The 15,056-nt window shown below is 67.8% G+C and carries 15 protein-coding genes; 3 read left to right on the top strand and 12 right to left on the bottom strand.

Annotation, left to right across the window (positions count from 1 at the left end; all coding sequences use genetic code 11):
* Positions 1 to 15 precede the first annotated feature (15 nt).
* Positions 16 to 459, top strand: coding sequence for a YdeI/OmpD-associated family protein (locus LQZ87_RS06875; protein WP_230102727.1), 444 nt, complete (start codon positions 16 to 18; stop codon positions 457 to 459).
* A gap of 96 nt (positions 460 to 555) precedes the next feature.
* Here the strand turns inward: LQZ87_RS06875 and LQZ87_RS06870 are convergent, their stop codons facing one another.
* The 6 genes from LQZ87_RS06870 to LQZ87_RS06845 all read right to left on the bottom strand — a co-directional run bounded on the left by LQZ87_RS06870 (position 556) and on the right by LQZ87_RS06845 (position 7,674).
* Entirely contained in the window at positions 556 to 1,332 is a 777-nt protein-coding gene (locus LQZ87_RS06870; protein ID WP_230102726.1) for an enoyl-CoA hydratase, read from the bottom strand.
* 46 nt (positions 1,333 to 1,378) lie between these two features.
* Positions 1,379 to 2,266, bottom strand: a complete 888-nt coding sequence (gene mmsB / locus LQZ87_RS06865; protein ID WP_230102725.1) for a 3-hydroxyisobutyrate dehydrogenase — start codon at positions 2,264 to 2,266, stop codon at positions 1,379 to 1,381.
* Positions 2,263 to 3,468, bottom strand: coding sequence for an acyl-CoA dehydrogenase family protein (locus LQZ87_RS06860; RefSeq protein WP_230102724.1), 1,206 nt, complete (start codon positions 3,466 to 3,468; stop codon positions 2,263 to 2,265). The genes mmsB and LQZ87_RS06860 overlap by 4 nt, the downstream gene beginning before the upstream one ends.
* A gap of 17 nt (positions 3,469 to 3,485) precedes the next feature.
* Positions 3,486 to 4,988, bottom strand: a complete 1,503-nt coding sequence (locus LQZ87_RS06855) for a CoA-acylating methylmalonate-semialdehyde dehydrogenase (RefSeq protein WP_230102723.1) — start codon at positions 4,986 to 4,988, stop codon at positions 3,486 to 3,488.
* A 279-nt stretch (positions 4,989 to 5,267) separates the two neighbouring features.
* The gene (locus tag LQZ87_RS06850) at positions 5,268 to 6,362 is read right to left on the bottom strand and encodes a ScyD/ScyE family protein (RefSeq protein ID WP_230102722.1); all 1,095 of its coding nucleotides are present in this window, start codon (positions 6,360 to 6,362) and stop codon (positions 5,268 to 5,270) included.
* Between the two features lie 133 nt (positions 6,363 to 6,495).
* Positions 6,496 to 7,674: a thiolase family protein gene (locus LQZ87_RS06845; RefSeq protein WP_230102721.1), complete on the bottom strand. Its 1,179-nt coding sequence runs from the start codon at positions 7,672 to 7,674 to the stop codon at positions 6,496 to 6,498.
* A gap of 119 nt (positions 7,675 to 7,793) precedes the next feature.
* Between LQZ87_RS06845 and LQZ87_RS06840 the strand changes: the two genes are divergently transcribed.
* Complete coding sequence (locus LQZ87_RS06840) at positions 7,794 to 8,381, top strand: antibiotic biosynthesis monooxygenase (RefSeq protein ID WP_230102720.1); 588 nt, start codon at positions 7,794 to 7,796, stop codon at positions 8,379 to 8,381.
* A 7-nt stretch (positions 8,382 to 8,388) separates the two neighbouring features.
* Here the strand turns inward: LQZ87_RS06840 and LQZ87_RS06835 are convergent, their stop codons facing one another.
* The 5 genes from LQZ87_RS06835 to LQZ87_RS06815 form a co-directional block, all read right to left on the bottom strand.
* Complete coding sequence (locus LQZ87_RS06835; protein ID WP_230102719.1) at positions 8,389 to 9,579, bottom strand: bifunctional 2-methylcitrate synthase/citrate synthase; 1,191 nt, start codon at positions 9,577 to 9,579, stop codon at positions 8,389 to 8,391.
* Positions 9,576 to 10,478, bottom strand: a complete 903-nt coding sequence (prpB, locus tag LQZ87_RS06830) for a methylisocitrate lyase (RefSeq protein WP_230102718.1) — start codon at positions 10,476 to 10,478, stop codon at positions 9,576 to 9,578. Before prpB ends, LQZ87_RS06835 begins: the two co-directional genes overlap by 4 nt.
* Positions 10,478 to 11,995 (bottom strand): MmgE/PrpD family protein, encoded by a 1,518-nt coding sequence (locus LQZ87_RS06825; protein WP_230102717.1) that lies wholly within the window; start codon positions 11,993 to 11,995, stop codon positions 10,478 to 10,480. Before LQZ87_RS06825 ends, prpB begins: the two co-directional genes overlap by 1 nt.
* Complete coding sequence (locus LQZ87_RS06820) at positions 11,992 to 12,666, bottom strand: GntR family transcriptional regulator (RefSeq protein ID WP_230102716.1); 675 nt, start codon at positions 12,664 to 12,666, stop codon at positions 11,992 to 11,994. The genes LQZ87_RS06825 and LQZ87_RS06820 overlap by 4 nt, the downstream gene beginning before the upstream one ends.
* A gap of 127 nt (positions 12,667 to 12,793) precedes the next feature.
* Positions 12,794 to 13,801: a DMT family transporter gene (locus LQZ87_RS06815; protein WP_230102715.1), complete on the bottom strand. Its 1,008-nt coding sequence runs from the start codon at positions 13,799 to 13,801 to the stop codon at positions 12,794 to 12,796.
* A gap of 39 nt (positions 13,802 to 13,840) precedes the next feature.
* Here LQZ87_RS06815 and LQZ87_RS06810 point away from each other — a divergent pair, with 39 nt between their 5' ends.
* Entirely contained in the window at positions 13,841 to 14,371 is a 531-nt protein-coding gene (locus LQZ87_RS06810; protein ID WP_230102714.1) for a CGNR zinc finger domain-containing protein, read from the top strand.
* A 4-nt stretch (positions 14,372 to 14,375) separates the two neighbouring features.
* On the opposite strand, the gene LQZ87_RS06805 is transcribed toward LQZ87_RS06810, so the two are convergent.
* Positions 14,376 to 14,984 (bottom strand): glucose-6-phosphate isomerase family protein, encoded by a 609-nt coding sequence (locus LQZ87_RS06805; RefSeq protein ID WP_230102713.1) that lies wholly within the window; start codon positions 14,982 to 14,984, stop codon positions 14,376 to 14,378.
* Positions 14,985 to 15,056 lie beyond the last annotated feature (72 nt).

Here is a 15,056-nt window from a genome sequence, read left to right as displayed (position 1 = left end):
CGTAACCTGACGGGCATGTCCGAACTGCAGCTCACCACCACCCTCGAGCCCCGCGGCCCTGCCGCCGCGATCGTCCTCACCGACGAGGAGGTCGCGTCGCTAGGCGCCGGCAAGGCGTTCCCCGTCGTGGTCGACTTCGGCGATCGCAGCATCCGCCTGCGCCTGGCCCGCATGGGCGGGCAGAACCTGATTGGGTTCAGCAAGGCCGCACGCGCCGAAGTCGGCCTCTCCCCTGGCGACGAGGTCGAGGTGACGATCCGGGTGGATGCCGAGGAGCGTGTCGTGGAGCTCCCGCCGGCACTCGCCGAGGCACTGGATGCCGACCCCGCCGCCCGTGCGGCCTTCGACGCGTTCGCACCGTCCAAGCGCAAGGAGATGGCGCGGCAGATCACCGAGGCGAAGCAGGACGAGACCCGCCAGCGACGACTGGAGAAGGTGCTCGACGCGTTGCGCGGGTGACCGGGGCACGCATGCACGACCACGGCACAGGTGCACGACCAAACCTCCGCTTTCGTCGTGCAGGTGTGCCCGCGTCGTGCAAGTGGGCCGAGCCGCCTACCGGTTCGTGAAGTTCGGGGACCGCTTCTCGCGGAAGGCGGACATCCCCTCCTTCTGATCCTCGGTATCGAACAGGGCGGCGAAGGCCTGCTTCTCGTGTGCGAGGCCCTCGGCGAGGGTCGTCTCCATCGCGGCATCCAGAGCTGCCTTCGCGGCGTAGACCGATGGCAGGCTCTTCGACGCGATGGTCTCGGCGAGCTTCGTCGCCTCATCCAGCAGATCGGATGCCGCCACCACCCGCGACACGAGACCGGCACGCTCCGCCTCCTCGGCGCCCATCAGACGCCCCGACAGGACGAGCTCCGCCGCCTTGTAGTACCCGACAGCCCGGATGAGGCGCTGCGTGCCGCCCATTCCGGGGATCACCCCGAGGTTGATCTCGGGCTGACCGAACTTCGCGGTGTCGGCGGCGAGGATGATGTCGCACATCATCGCGAGCTCGCATCCGCCGCCGAGTGCGAAGCCGCTCACAGCGGCGATGACGGGAGTGCGGACTGCGGCGAATTCGGTCCACGCACCGAAGTGATCGGTGGAGAGCATGTCGGATGCCGTCATCCCCTCCATCTCCTTGATGTCGGCGCCGGCGGCGAACGCCTTCTCGGAACCGGTCACGACGATCGCACCGACGCCCTCATCGCGGTCGAAAGCGGTGGCCGCAGCCGTGACCTCGTCGGCGATCTGCCCGTTCAGGGCGTTCAGCGCGTGCGGGCGGTTCAGGATGATCCAGCCCACGCGTCCGCGTTGCTCGACAAGGATCGTCTCATACTCGGTCATCGGATTCCTCTCCGTCGGGGTCGTGCTCAAGTCTGCCGGATGCCGGTCAGACGCGGCCGTCGCGGATGTCGGTGATGATGCCGGAGAAGTCGCGACCGGCGCCGTCGCCGGAGGCGAAGGCCGCGTACAGCTCCTGCGCCAGTCGGCCCATCTTCGCGTCGGTGTCGGTCTGCTCGATCGCCTTCAGCGCGAGCCCGAGGTCCTTCGCCATGAGCGCTCCGGCGAACCCCGGCTGGTAGTCGCGGTTCGCCGGACTCGTCGGAACCGGTCCGGGTACAGGGCAGTTGGTCGACAGCGCCCAGCACTGCCCCGACGCCTGCGACACCACGTCGTACAGGGCTTCGTGTGCGAGGCCGAGGCGCTCGCCCAGCACGAACGCCTCACCCACGACGATCTGCGATACCGCGAGGATCATGTTGTTGCACACCTTCGCCGCCTGGCCGAGGCCTGGCCCGCCGCAGTGCACGATCCGCTTGCCCATCGCCTCGAGCAGGGGGCGGGCCGCCTCGAAGTCCTCATCGGACCCGCCGACCATGAACGCGAGCGTGCCGTTCTCGGCTCCGACCACGCCACCCGAGACCGGGGCATCCACGTTGCGATGCCCCGCTGCAAGAGCGAGTTCGTGCGCAGCGCGTGCCTCGTCGACGGCGATCGTCGACGACTCGATGAACAGCGTGCCAGGGGCGGCTGCGTCGAGCAGCCCACCCTGGTAGGCGTCGAGCACGTGCTTGCCGGCGGGGAACATCGTGATCACGACCTCGGCGCCGGCAACGGCGTCCACCCCCGACTCCGCCACCGTGAGCCCGGCATCCACGGCCGCCTGGCGTGCAGCATCCATCACGTCGAAGGCGACGACATCGTGACCCGCCTTGACCAGGTTCAGGGCCATCGGCAGCCCCATGTGTCCGAGGCCCAGGAAGGCGATACGGGTCATGATGCGCTCCTCACCGGTTCGCTCGCCGTGCTGCGCATGGATGCGGAGCCTGCGGGGCGGAGCATCTCGCGGCCCACGATGAGTCGCATGATCTCGTTGGTCCCCTCCAGGATCTGGTGGACGCGCAGGTCGCGAACGACCTTCTCGATTCCGTAGTCCTGAAGGTAGCCGTACCCGCCGTGCAGCTGTAGAGCACGGTTGGCGACGTCGAATCCGGCATCCGTCGCGAAGCGCTTGGCCATGGCGCAGCGCATCGTGGCATCCGGAGCCTTCTCGTCCACAGCCTGTGCGCCGTTCCTGACCATCAGCCGCGCGGCCTGCAGTTCGGTGCGCATGTCGGCGACGGCGAACAGGATCGACTGCTTCTCGGCGAGCGGCTCACCGAATGCGACTCGCTCGTGCACATACTGCACGGCGCGGTCGAGCGCCCATTGCGCGCCGCCGAGCGAGCAGGCGGCGATGTTGAGCCGGCCGCCGTTGAGAGCCGACATCGCGATCGCGAATCCGGTTCCCTCGTCGCCGAGCATGGCGGATGCCGGAACACGGACGCCGTCGAAGATCACCTGGCGCGTGGGCTGCGCGTGCCAGCCCATCTTCTTCTCCAGCGCACCGAAGCTCAGCCCGTCGGCATCGCCGGGGACGAGGAATGCGCTGATGCCGCGAGCGCCGCTTGCAGAGTCGCCGGTGCGAGCCATGACGACGTAGACCGCCGCTTCGCCGGCGCCGGAGATGAACTGCTTGACACCGGTGAGGACGAACTCGTCGCCCTCGCGGACCGCGCTGGTCGCGATGGCTGCGGCGTCCGATCCTGCACCCGGCTCGGTGAGGCAGTAGCTGCCGAACCCTGACATCCCGGTGAGTTCGGGCAGCCAGCGGCCGCGCTGGGACTCGTCGCCGTAGGTGTCGATCATCCAGGCGACCATGTTGTGGATGGAGATGTACGACGCGATGGCGGGGTCGCCCTTCGCGAGCTCCTCGAAGATCGCGACGGTGTCGACCCGGGAGAGGCCGGTGCCGCCGGACTCCTCGCGGACGTAGATGCCGCCCAGCCCCAGTTCGCCGCCGCGGTGCAGCGACTCCCTCGGGAACAGGTGCTTCTCATCGCGCTCGCCCGAGAACGGGGCCAACTCCGTCTCGGCGTATTCGCGCACGGCGCCGAGGATGGCCTCGCGCTCTTCGGCGGTGGTGGTGATCATCGTCATGTGCGTTCCTTGTGGGCTCAGTGCATGGTCGGGATGACGAAGCTGGCGCCGTCACGGGTGTCATGAGACAGCCAGCGGCTCGTCACCGTCTTGGTCTTCGTGTAGAAGCGGAAGGCGTCGGCGCCGTGCTGGTTGAGGTCTCCGAAGCCGGACTTCTTCCAGCCGCCGAACGTGAAGTACGCGATCGGGACGGGGATCGGCACGTTGACGCCGACCATGCCCACGTTCACGCGTGCGGTGAAGTCGCGGGCTGCGTCGCCGTCGCGGGTGAAGATCGCGACGCCGTTCCCGAATTCGTGGTCGGAGGCCATCGCCAGCGCCTCTTCGTAGTCGTTCGCCCGCGCGATCACGAGCACCGGTCCGAAGATCTCCTCGCGGTAGATCGACATGTCCGTCGTCACGTTGTCGAACAGCGTCGGGCCGAGGTAGAAGCCCTCCTCATGCCCGTCGACGGAGAAGCCTCGGCCGTCGGCGAGCAGTGTCGCTCCGGCATCCACGCCCTGCTGGATGTAGTCCTCGACGCGCTCGACCGCGGCGCGGCTGACGAGCGGCCCGTAGTCGACGCCCTGGGAGAGCGAGGGTCCGATCTTGAGTTGCGCGACCCGCTCGGTGAGCTTGGCGGCGAGGGCGTCGGCGGTCTCCTTGCCGACGGGGACCGCGACCGAGATCGCCATGCAACGCTCGCCCGCCGAGCCGTAGCCGGAGCCGATGAGAGCGTCGACCGCCTGGTCGAGGTCGGCGTCGGGCATCACGATCATGTGGTTCTTCGCGCCGCCGAAGCACTGCGCGCGCTTGCCGTGCGCGGCTGCGGTCTCATAGATGTACTGCGCGATCGGGGTGGATCCGACGAAGCCGACCGCCTTGACGCGGTCGTCGGCGAGCAGCGTGTCGACGGCTTCCTTATCGCCGTGGATGACGTTGAGGATTCCCTCGGGCAGACCCGCTTCCAGGAACAGCTCGGCCAGACGAACCGGTACCGAGGGGTCGCGCTCACTGGGCTTGAGGATGAAGGCGTTGCCGGCGGCGAGCGCCGGCCCCGCCTTCCACAGCGGGATCATGGCAGGGAAGTTGAACGGCGTGATGCCGGCGACCACGCCGAGCGGCTGACGCATCGAGTACACGTCGATGCCGGTGCCCGCCTGCGTGGAGTACTCGCCCTTGAGCAGGTGCGGTGCACCGATGCAGACCTCGATGACCTCGAGACCGCGCTGGATATCACCCTTGGCGTCGTCGAGGGTCTTGCCGTGCTCACTGGAGAGGAGCTCGGCAAGCGCGTTCATGTCACGATTCACGAGATCGACGAAGCGCATCAGGACCCGAGCGCGCTTCTGGGCATTGGTGGCAGCCCATGCGGGCTGCGCGGCCTCGGCGTTCTCGATCACGCGACAAACCTCATCGGCCGAAGCCAGCGGCACCCGCGCCTGCACGGCACCGGTGCTCGGATCGAAAACGTCACTGAAGCGTCCGGCATCCGGCGTGATGAGCGATCCGCCTATGAGATGCGGGATTGTACGAGTCATTGTGCACTGTCCCTTCACGCCTTCTTTGGCGTGATGTCCAGATTACTCGGCATCCCGGGGATTTACTAGGGCGTCCTTGTATCCTTCGAAACGCACTCGGTCCTGGTGTTCCCGGCGCGTTCACCGATGAGACACTTTCGGCACGTAGAACTGCTCTTGCGCGGAGCGACTCAGACCGGATCGGGTAGTCAGAAGCTTTCCGCGCACGGTGAGCTCAGCTCCCGAAAAGACCCCCGCCGAATCGGGTCGGCGGGGGTCTTGCCTTTCTGCGATGCCGTGTCAGCGGACGATGTTTCCGTTCACGTGCACCTTGCCCTTCGCGATGCTGACGATCGTGCCAGGACCGCCGGAGAGATCCGCCGTCGCCGCCCACACTGTGCCGTTGGATGTGACCGCCACAGAGAGTGCCCCGCTGAGGGCGGCGTACGTCGACGGGGTACCGGCGGTGACTTTGGTCACCCCTGCGCCGAACAGTTCAGCGACATAGACGTCCTTGCCTTTGACCGCTGCGCTCGTCGGACCGGACAGTCCGGACACGAGCTGCGTGACAGAGCCACTTCTGGCGTCGACCTCCCACAGCGCCCCTTGCGAGGCGCTCTCCCCAGGGAAGCCCGGCAGGGTGGTGACGTAGATCGTGTTGCCACTGCCGACGGCGACGCCTGTTGGCACCGGTTCGACATAGTAGGTGTCACCCGCCGCACACGCGGGCAGGCCGAGCATCCCGGCGGTCTCGGCGGTGAGCGTCACCGGCACGGGCGGCAGCACCGCCAGCGTGCTGATCTGCCCGGAGTCGGTCACCCTCATCACGGCGTTGGCACCTGCATCGGCGACCAGCCAATCGCCCTTCCACGACGCGACGTTGTAGGCGTGCGCATCGATCAGGCCCGGGTAGCTCAGCGGCATCTCGCCGGCGGCGTCGATGACGCACTGGCTCGGGTCGATGATGCCGTAGGTGTTGGCCCCATCAGGGTTGTTCGCGACCTCGTACGCGTGCAGATCGGCGTAGACGGTCGCCCCCTTCGGGCCGCGGATGTTGAGCCCGCTCTGCAGAATCACCGGAGGTTCGGTGGATCCGTCCTCGATCGACGATCCCCAGGCCATCGATGCGCCGCGGATCGCGAGGCCCGTTAGACCCGGGATGCCTTCGACGAGCGGAGCGACCTGTCCGTCGGGCTGCAACTGGCCGATCGTCCCCGTCGCTCCATCGGCGATGTACACGCGCGTGCCGTCGAGGGCGATGCTGAAGGGCGCGCCAAGCTGCGTGGACCACTCCTGCGGGACTGGCGGGTCGGATGCGGCCGTCGCGGTCGCGGGGAGTCCGAGGCCCAATGCCACGGCAGCCGCCGCGGCGAGAACCATTCGAATGCTGCGCATACCTAACTCCGATCTCGGTGTGAGCCGTCCTCAGCGACGACTCATCCGGGATTCTCCTCCGCGGTGCGGCGGCTGCAATCGGGGTTATGCCCCATCTTGGCGCCGACGATCCCCCCATTGGGCAGATCAGGAGTCAGAGCGTCTCGACGATCAGCGCGTTGGCCATACCGCCGCCCTCGCACATCGTCTGCAGGCCGTAGCGGCCACCCGTCGCGTGGAGGTGGTCGAGCAGCGTGCCGAGCAGCCGCGTGCCCGATGAGCCGAGCGCATGCCCGAGCGCGATCGCGCCGCCCCGCGGATTGAGCCTGGCGGGGTCGGCGTCGAGTTCCGCGGCCCACGCCAGCGGTACCGAGGCGAATGCCTCGTTCACTTCATACGCGTCGAGGTCATCGATGCCGAGTCCTGCCCGCTCGAGCACCCGGTGGGATGCCGGAATCGGCCCCGTCAGCATGAACATCGGATTATCGCCGACCACGTCGAACGCGCGGAAACGCGCACGCGGAGTCAGCCCCAATGCTTCGGCGCGCTCGGCGCTCATCAGCAGGGCGGCGGAGGCACCGTCGGTCAGCGGCGAGGAGTTGCCCGGCGTGATGCGCCAGTCCAGCTCCGGGAAGCGGGCCGCGAGCGCGTCGGTGCGGAAGGATGCCGGGAGCCCGGCGAGCTTGTCGACGGTGGTTCCGGCGCGCACGGTCTCGTCGCCCCGCGCCTCCGGCGCCTCGGGCACGGGGACGATCGTCCGGTCGAAGAATCCGCCCTCCCACGCTTGCGCTGCACGCCGGTGCGACTCGGCGGCGAACGCGTCGAGGTCGTCACGGGTGAGGTTCCACTTCTGGGCGATGAGCTCGGCAGACACGCCCTGGTTCACGAGGCCGTCCGGGTAGCGTGCGCGCATGCGCGGCGACATCGGCGAGACGCCGGCGAGCGATGAGCCGAGCGGCACGCGGCTCATCGACTCCACTCCCCCGACGATGACGATGTCATAGGCTCCGGCGGCGATGCCCTGTGCGGCGAAGTGCACGGCCTGCTGACTCGAACCGCACTGCCGGTCGATGGTCGTCGCCGGGACGGTCTCGTCGAACCCGGCCGCCAGCGCCGCCTGCCGTGCGATGTTCATCGCCTGCTCGCCGATCTGGCTCACGCATCCGAGCAGCACGTCGTCGACCTGCGTCGATTCCAGCCCGTTGCGCTCGAGGATCTGCTGCAGCACTCCGGCAGCGAGATCGACCGGATGCACCTCCGACAGCACCCCGCCGGGCTTGCCGCGCCCTACCGGGGTGCGGACGACATCGACGACGACGGCTTCATTGCTCATGGTCCCAGTCTGCCCCGCAAACCCGCAGGCGGCGCGGTATCCGCTCGCTTACACTCGTATGCGGCCATCCGCCGCCCACTCCCCACGCTCACATCCGAGCAGCATCCCGAGGACCCACCTTGTCCGAGCCCATCACCGTGTCCATCCGCCGCGAGGTCGACCCCGAGCACGTGCCCGAGGCGACCGCCTGGGTGCAGACCGGCGTGAATCTCGCAAACCGCTATCCCGGGTTCCTCGGCTCAGGGTGGGTGCGGGCCGGCCAGGACTCGCACGTCTGGCACATGCTGTACCGCTTCGCCACCGAAGAGGACCTCGTCACCTGGGAGAGGTCCCCCGAACGCGAGTGGTGGCTGTCGATGGGCGAAGGGTTCGTGCTCAGCGAGCGCACCAAGCGCCGCACCGGCATCGAGGGCTGGTTCGACGAGCCGACCACCGGAACCATCACGGTCCCGAACCCGGATACCGGCGGCACGACGACGGTCGCGATGGTGCACACACCGCCGCGCTGGAAGCAGGCCGTGTCGATCTGGCTCGGGTTCTTCCCCGTCAACCTCGCGTTCAATTACGCGATCGCGCCTGTCCCCGGGTGGGACCTGCTGCCGATCTGGCTGCGCGCGCTCGCCACGACCGTCGTGCTGACGCCGATCATGACGTACTGGGTGCTGCCGTGGGTGACACGGATGCTGCGCCCGTGGCTGAATCGCTGACCCCGGCTCAGCCCGCCGCCTCCTCCGGCCGCTCCTGCACATCGATCGCAGCGGTGTCCGGCACGTACTCGTCAATGTGCCGCTCATCCGGTCCGTTGTATGCCGACAGCGGGCGGATCAGCGCGTTCGACGCCTGCTGCTCCAGAATGTGTGCGGTCCACCCGGTGATGCGCGCCGCGATGAACAGCGGCGTGAACGTGAGCGTGTCGTATCCGATGAGGTTGTACGCCGGACCCGACGGGTAATCCAGGTTCGGGTAGATGCCCTTCCGCGAGACGAACTCGTCCTCGAGCGTCGAGTAGAGCTCGGCGACATCCGGTCGGTCGTAGTGCTCGACGAGCGTGTCGAGCGCGGCCTTCATCGTCGGCACGCGCGAGTCGCCGCGCTTGTAGACGCGGTGTCCGAAGCCCATGATCTTGCGCTTCTCGGCGAGCGCGGTGTCCAGCCATCCCGAAACCTCAGAAGCCGTCCCGATCTCATCGAAGATGTGCATCACGGCTTCATTGGCGCCCCCGTGCAGGGGGCCCTTCAGCGCGCCGATCGCACCGACCACAGCCGAGTACAGGTCGCTCAGTGTCGACGTGATCACCCGCGCCGTGAACGTGGACGCATTGAAGGAGTGCTCCGCATACAGGATCATCGACCGGTTGAAAGCGTCGACGACGACGGCATCCGGCTCTTCACCGAACGTCAACCACAGGAAGTTCGCCGCGTAGTCGAGGTCATCGCGCGACTCGACCGCGTCCAGGCCGCGACGACGCCGCTGCCCGTACGACACGATCGCGGGAAGAGCCGCGAACAGCTGCAGGCTCCGCTCGAGATTCTCCTCAGCGGTGCCGACCGCATCCAGGACGTTCGTGATGCCGGCCGTCTCGATCGCGCCGATCACGCTGACCGCGGTGCGCACTTCGTCCATCGGGTGCGAGTCGATCGGCAGGCGGTCGATCGCCTCCTTGACCGCAGGGCTGAGCGCTCGGTGCTTGCGCTCGCTCGCGCGGAAGGCCGCCAGTTCGGATGCCGTGGGCAGCTCGCCATGCCAGAGCAGATACGCGACCGCCTCGAACGACTGGGTCGCGGCGAGCTCCTGCACCGGGTAGCCGCGGTAGAGCAGGCTGTTCGTCTCAGGGTTGACCTTGCTGATCGCCGTCTCGTCCGCGACGACTCCGGCCAGGCCCTTCTTGATGTCGGTCATGCTCACTCCTTCGTGATGGTGAAGTTGAAGACCCCGGAGTCGAAGTGGTTGTACGACTCGTAGTCGATCAGGTCATAGAGGTCGGCACGGTGCTGCATCTCGCCGAGCTTGCCGGTCAGGTGCCCTTCCTCCAACAGGGTATCGAGGCCCCGACCGGCCGCGCCCATGGCCAGACGCAAGAGAGACACCGGCCAGATGACGATGTTCACGCCGACATTCCGCAACTGGTCGACCGAGAACAGGTCCGATTTACCGAACTCGGTCATGTTGGCCAGGATCGGCACGTCGACGGCATCCCGGATCGCGGCGAACTCCTCGAGCGACCGCATCGCCTCGGGGAAGATCGCATCCGCTCCGGCATCCACCAGCGCCTTCGCGCGATCCTTCGCCGCCTCGAGACCGTCCACGGCCGCGATATCCGTCCTGGCCATGATCAGAAAATTCGAGTCGCGCCGCGCATCGACGGCGGCGCGGATGCGCTTGACCGCCGTGTCCGCATCGACGACGGCCTTGCCGTCGAGGTGACCGCACCGCTTCGGGTTGATCTGGTCCTCGATGTGGGCGCCGGCGAGGCCGGCATCCTCGAGCGTCTGGATCGTGCGCGCAACGTTCATCGGCTCGCCGAACCCGGTGTCGGCGTCGATGATCGCCGGCAGCTCGGTCATCCGCGCGATCTGCTGGCCGCGGCCGGCGACCTCGGTGAGCGTCGTCAGCCCGATGTCGGGCAGGCCGAGATCGGCCGACAGCACGGCGCCCGAGATGTACACACCCTCGAACCCCTTCTGCTCGATGAGTCGCGCAGACAGCGGATTGAACGCGCCGGGGAAGCGCAGCAGCTCACCGGTCGCGAGCCGCTCCCGGAACAGCCGCCGCTTCTCGGCGGGCGTGGTGTGCGCGTACAGCATCAGAACAGTCCCTTGGTGGCGGGTTCGGATGCCACGACACCGGGCTTCGCGATGATCGAGAGCTCTGCGACCTCGGCGGCTGACAGCTCGGGCAGCCGCTGCACCAGCGAGAGGAACCGCTCGATCTCCGCCTCTTCGAGCACCGGCTCGGCCAGCAGCCGGAACTTCGCGATGTAGTTCTCGCGGGCGAACGGACGAGCGCCCAGCGGATGTGCATCCGCCACGGCGATCTCGTCGACCAGCGTCGTCCCGTCGGTGAACGTGATCTCCACGCGGCCGCCGAATGCCTTCTCGGCGATGTCGTTCGAGTGGTAGCGGCGCGTCCATTCGGCGTCCTCGAGCGTGGTGACCTTGTTCCACAGCTCGACGGTGTCGGGACGCGCAGCCCGCGAAGGAGCGTACGAGTCGACGTGGTGCCACGTGCCGTCCTGCAGCGCGACGGTGAAGATGTACGGGATCGAGTGGTCGAGCGTCTCGCGCGACGCCTTCGGGTCGTACTTCTGCGGGTCGTTCGCCCCGGAGCCGATCACGTAGTGCGTGTGGTGCGAGGTGTGAAGAACAACAGAAGCGATCGCAGAGGTGTCGACGCCCTCGTTGTGCAGCTTGCGCGCCAGGTCGATCCACGCCTGCGCCTGGTACTCGGCGGAGTGCTCCTTCGTGTACGTGTCGAGGATCGCGCGCTTCGCCTCACCGGCTGCGGGCAGCGGCACCTCGTACGCGGCGTCCTTGCCGTCCAGCATCCAGGCGATGACGCCGTCTTCGCCTTCGTAGATCGGCGACGGGCTGGTCTGGCCGCGCATGGCGCGATCGACGGCCTCGACGGCCATCTTCCCGGCGAACGCCGGGGCATGCGCCTTCCACGTGGAGATCTCGCCCTTGCGGCTCTGCCGAGTGGCGGTCGTCGTGTGCAGCGCCTGCGCGACGGCCTGGTAGATCGTCTCGGTGTCGAGGCCGAGCAGGGTGCCGATGCCGGCCGCGGCCGACGGGCCCAGGTGCGCGACGTGGTCGATCTTGTGCTTGTGCAGGCAGATCGCCTTCACGAGATCCACCTGGATCTCGTAGCCGGTTGCGATACCGCGGACCAGCGCGCGGCCGTCGGCGCCGACGTGCTGCGCGACCGCGAGGATCGGCGGGATGTTGTCGCCGGGGTGCGAGTACTCGGCCGCGAGGAACGTGTCGTGGTAGTCCAGCTCGCGGACGGCGACGCCGTTCGCCCACGCCGCCCACTCCGGGCTGGTGCGCTTCTCGAGCGCGGCGCCGAAGACGGACGCCCCCTGCCCGCCGGTTGACACAGGATGGCTGAAGGCCTGGTCGCGGGCGGCGACGATCGGGGCCCGGGTGAGGGATGCCGCAGCCACCGACGCATTGTCGATGATGCGGTTGATGATCATGTCGACGACGTCCTTCTCGATCTCGACGGCATCGGCCGCGACCTCGGCGATCTTCCAGGCCAGCTGCTCCCCGCGGGGCAGGTCCTCTTCGCTCTTGTAGACGCGGACGTGGTGGTTGACGGTCATGGCTGTCCTTCGCTTTCGGCGTGCAGGGAATCGAGGATGCTGGTGAGCGCGTTGCGCAGGTGCACGTGCGTGGCGTGAGCGGCGAGCTCGCCGTCGCGTTCGGCGAGTGCTTCGGCGATGAGGCGGTGCTCGGCGACGGACGCGGCCAATCGCTCAGGGTTGTCGCGCGCCATGCGTCGCACCCGCACGAGGTGCGTGCGGACGGTGCGCAGGGCTGCGGCGATGTAGTCGTTGTCGACGGCGGCATCGACGGCCGCGTCGAAGCGGGCGATGAGCGCGTAGTAGTCGTCACGCCCTGTTGCAGCCCCGAGGGATGCTCCGGCGAGCGCGAATTCGGACGCCAGAGCGCCGAACTGCTCGGCATCGCCGCGTTCTGCGGCCAGGCGCGCAGCGGACTCCTCGAGCGCGCGGCGGATCTCGAACAGCGAACGGATGTCGTCGGCATCGATGCCGCTGACGACGGTGACCCGTGGCGACTGCTGTTCGACGAGTCCGGCGGCACTCAGCTGCTGAAGCGCCTCGCGCAGCGGGGTGCGGCTAACGCCGAGCCGCGCGGCCTGCTCGACCTCGGCGAGCACGGTGCCAGGAGCGAGCGCGCCGGACTGGATCTCTTCGAGAAGCGTCGCGTATGCGCGATCACTCGCTCTGGTGCGCTCGACTGTGGTGCTCACACGGCTAGTGTATACATAAATCGCGTGAAGGGGCGCCAATGTTCACTAGGACGGGCTGAAGGTATACAGGACAACTCAGTCGGCATCGACGCCGGCACGGCAAGTCTCACCCCGCCGCAGATCGAGATCAAGAGGGTTCGGCGAGCTCCTCGGCCGGAATGGCGAGTGCCGGGTCACCAGCGGTGGATGCAACGCCGTCGGAGGACGCCGGCTCGCCGAGTTTCACGACGACGACACCGGCCAGCACCAGCGCCGCACCGACGCCCTGCAGCGGGTTCGGCAGCTGCCCGAGCAGCAGCCAGCCGAACAGCAGCGCGGCAACTACTTCGGCGAGCGCGATGAACGACGCCAGACGCGAGCCGAGCAGGCGGGTGGAGGCGATCCCGAGCACGTACGCCAGCGCCGTCGCGACGATGCCGATGGCCAGCACGGGCACGAACCAGGGCACTGTTCCGAACCTATAGGTCACGTCATTCGTGTTCCACGACATCGGAAGGACTCCGACTGCACCCGCGACGGTCAGCCCGAGTGCGCCAACGAAGAGTCCCGCACCGGCGAGCACCAGAGGCGGCAGCCCGGTGTCGCTCTTGCCCGACAGAACGAAGTACGCCGCGGCCCCGACCATGGCGCCGAAGGCCCAGAGGACGCCGCCGATGTCGACGGTGCGCCCGGAGAGCACGTCGAGCATCAGCACGAGTCCGACGAATGCGATGAGTGCGCCCAGGATACTGCGCCGCGTGGGCTTCTCGCCTCGGCGCATCCACAGCCACAGCACGACGGCGATCGGCGCGGTGTACTCGATGAGCAGGGCGAGTCCGACGTCCATCACGGCGACGGCCTGGAAGTAGAACAGCTGCGTCGCCGTCACGGCGAGCAGACCGTACGCGGCGATGATCCCGGCGTTCTTGCCCAACAGCTTCCATCGCCCGCGCAGCGAGATGACCGTCGGGATCAGCAACACGATCGCCGCGACCCAGATCCGAACGGTGACAGCGGCGCCCGGCGTCCACCCGGCGTCGATGAGTCCGCGCGCCCACGCACCCGACATCCCGAACGTGAAGGCCGCGGCGATCGCCAGGGGCAGCCCGAGCTGCAGCCCGGTGCGCACACTCGTGTCATTCGCCAAAGTGCTCATGGTAGATGACGTTATCCCTCGGCGGTGTAAGGTGTCAACATGCTCTTCACCAATGACACGGTCGAGGCGATGCGCGCGGCGGTTCATCTCGTCAACAGCGCGGAGGATCCGGATACGCTCACCACGCCCGAGGACTTCGTGGCGTTCCTCGACGCGTTCCCCTACACCGGGCGGATCGACCACTCCCCTGCGGAGCTTGCCGCCCTGCGCTCCCTGCGGCCCCGACTGCGCGGAATGCTTCTCGCTCCCCGCGACGAGATGGTCGATGGCATCAACGAGGCACTGCAGGATGTAACCTTCGATGCGCACGTCGTCCGGCACGACGGCGCCGACTGGCACCTGCACGCCGTGGCGGACGACCGTCCACTCGCAGAACGGGTGCTGGCGGAGACCGCGATGGGACTTCTCGACATCGTCCGCGCCGACGAAGGCAGCCGTCTCGCCGTCTGCGCCGACGAGGACTGCCGGGGGGTGGTCTTCGACCTCTCCCGCAACCGCTCGCGCCGCTACTGCTCCACCACGTGCACGAACCGCAACGCCGTCGCCGCGTACCGCGCGCGGCAGCGCTGACCGGTCACGCGTCTGCGCTGTACCCGACGTGGTCGGGGTTGAGCTTGAGGCTCCAGCCGTCGCCATCCACGACGACGAGGTTCTTCATGCCGCCCGCCTCGGCGATGACGCCGTAGTCCTGCCCGGCATCCGCGGCGTAGCAGAACAGGGTGACGAAGGGCTCGTCGCCGACGTTCACACTCCGGTGGATCCAGTGCCCCGGCACGTCGACAGCCTTGCCGGGCGTGAGCTCGATCGCCGACGTCTGCCCATCGAGAGTCTCCAGCAACATGACACCACGCCCGCTCAAGCAGTAGTACAGCTCGGCACGATCAGCCTCGGCATGCAGGTGACCCCGAGTAACGGCGAACTCCTCGCCGCACCGACCGGGCAGCAGCGTGCTCGTCCCGACGATCAGCGCACCGGGGCCCTCCTGGTAGCGGTGGTCGTCGACCCAGTACACGAGGTCGTCCGCGCCACGCTCGCCGACGGCATCCTGCCAGGCCCGGTCGTCGCGGTAAACGCCGTCCATGTCGCCGAGGAACTTCTCGTAGCGGCGCGAGCGCCCCTCGATGCCGCCCTGCGGAGATATCTCCAGCAGGGTGGGGATGTCGACGGCGGATGGGGTGCTCACAATGATCTCCTACAACTTGTAACTACAGGACTTGTAATTACAGGTATACTCCAAAACAGCAGGATCCGGAAC

The sequence above is a fragment of the Microbacterium sp. Bi121 genome (assembly GCF_918698005.1).
In the GTDB taxonomy this organism is placed as follows: Bacteria; Actinomycetota; Actinomycetes; order Actinomycetales; family Microbacteriaceae; genus Microbacterium.
The sequence above is the reverse complement of the archived record's forward strand: the minus strand, read 5'-3'. Positions and strand labels throughout refer to the sequence as shown.

What these genes read in the sequence shown, in the direction of transcription:
- prpB (WP_230102718.1), bottom strand. Translation starts at nt 10,478, where the DNA reads ATGCTGTACGCGCACACCACGCCCGCCGAGAAGCGGCGGCTGTTCCGG.
- LQZ87_RS06815 (WP_230102715.1), bottom strand. Translation starts at nt 13,801, where the DNA reads ATGAGCACTTTGGCGAATGACACGAGTGTGCGCACCGGGCTGCAGCTC.
- LQZ87_RS06855 (WP_230102723.1), bottom strand. Translation starts at nt 4,988, where the DNA reads ATGACTCGTACAATCCCGCATCTCATAGGCGGATCGCTCATCACGCCG.
- LQZ87_RS06825 (WP_230102717.1), bottom strand. Translation starts at nt 11,995, where the DNA reads ATGACCGTCAACCACCACGTCCGCGTCTACAAGAGCGAAGAGGACCTG.
- LQZ87_RS06870 (WP_230102726.1), bottom strand. Translation starts at nt 1,332, where the DNA reads ATGACCGAGTATGAGACGATCCTTGTCGAGCAACGCGGACGCGTGGGC.
- mmsB (WP_230102725.1), bottom strand. Translation starts at nt 2,266, where the DNA reads ATGACCCGTATCGCCTTCCTGGGCCTCGGACACATGGGGCTGCCGATG.
- LQZ87_RS06810 (WP_230102714.1), top strand. Translation starts at nt 13,841, where the DNA reads ATGCTCTTCACCAATGACACGGTCGAGGCGATGCGCGCGGCGGTTCAT.
- LQZ87_RS06875 (WP_230102727.1), top strand. Translation starts at nt 16, where the DNA reads ATGTCCGAACTGCAGCTCACCACCACCCTCGAGCCCCGCGGCCCTGCC.
- LQZ87_RS06860 (WP_230102724.1), bottom strand. Translation starts at nt 3,468, where the DNA reads ATGACGATGATCACCACCACCGCCGAAGAGCGCGAGGCCATCCTCGGC.
- LQZ87_RS06850 (WP_230102722.1), bottom strand. Translation starts at nt 6,362, where the DNA reads ATGCGCAGCATTCGAATGGTTCTCGCCGCGGCGGCTGCCGTGGCATTG.
- LQZ87_RS06845 (WP_230102721.1), bottom strand. Translation starts at nt 7,674, where the DNA reads ATGAGCAATGAAGCCGTCGTCGTCGATGTCGTCCGCACCCCGGTAGGG.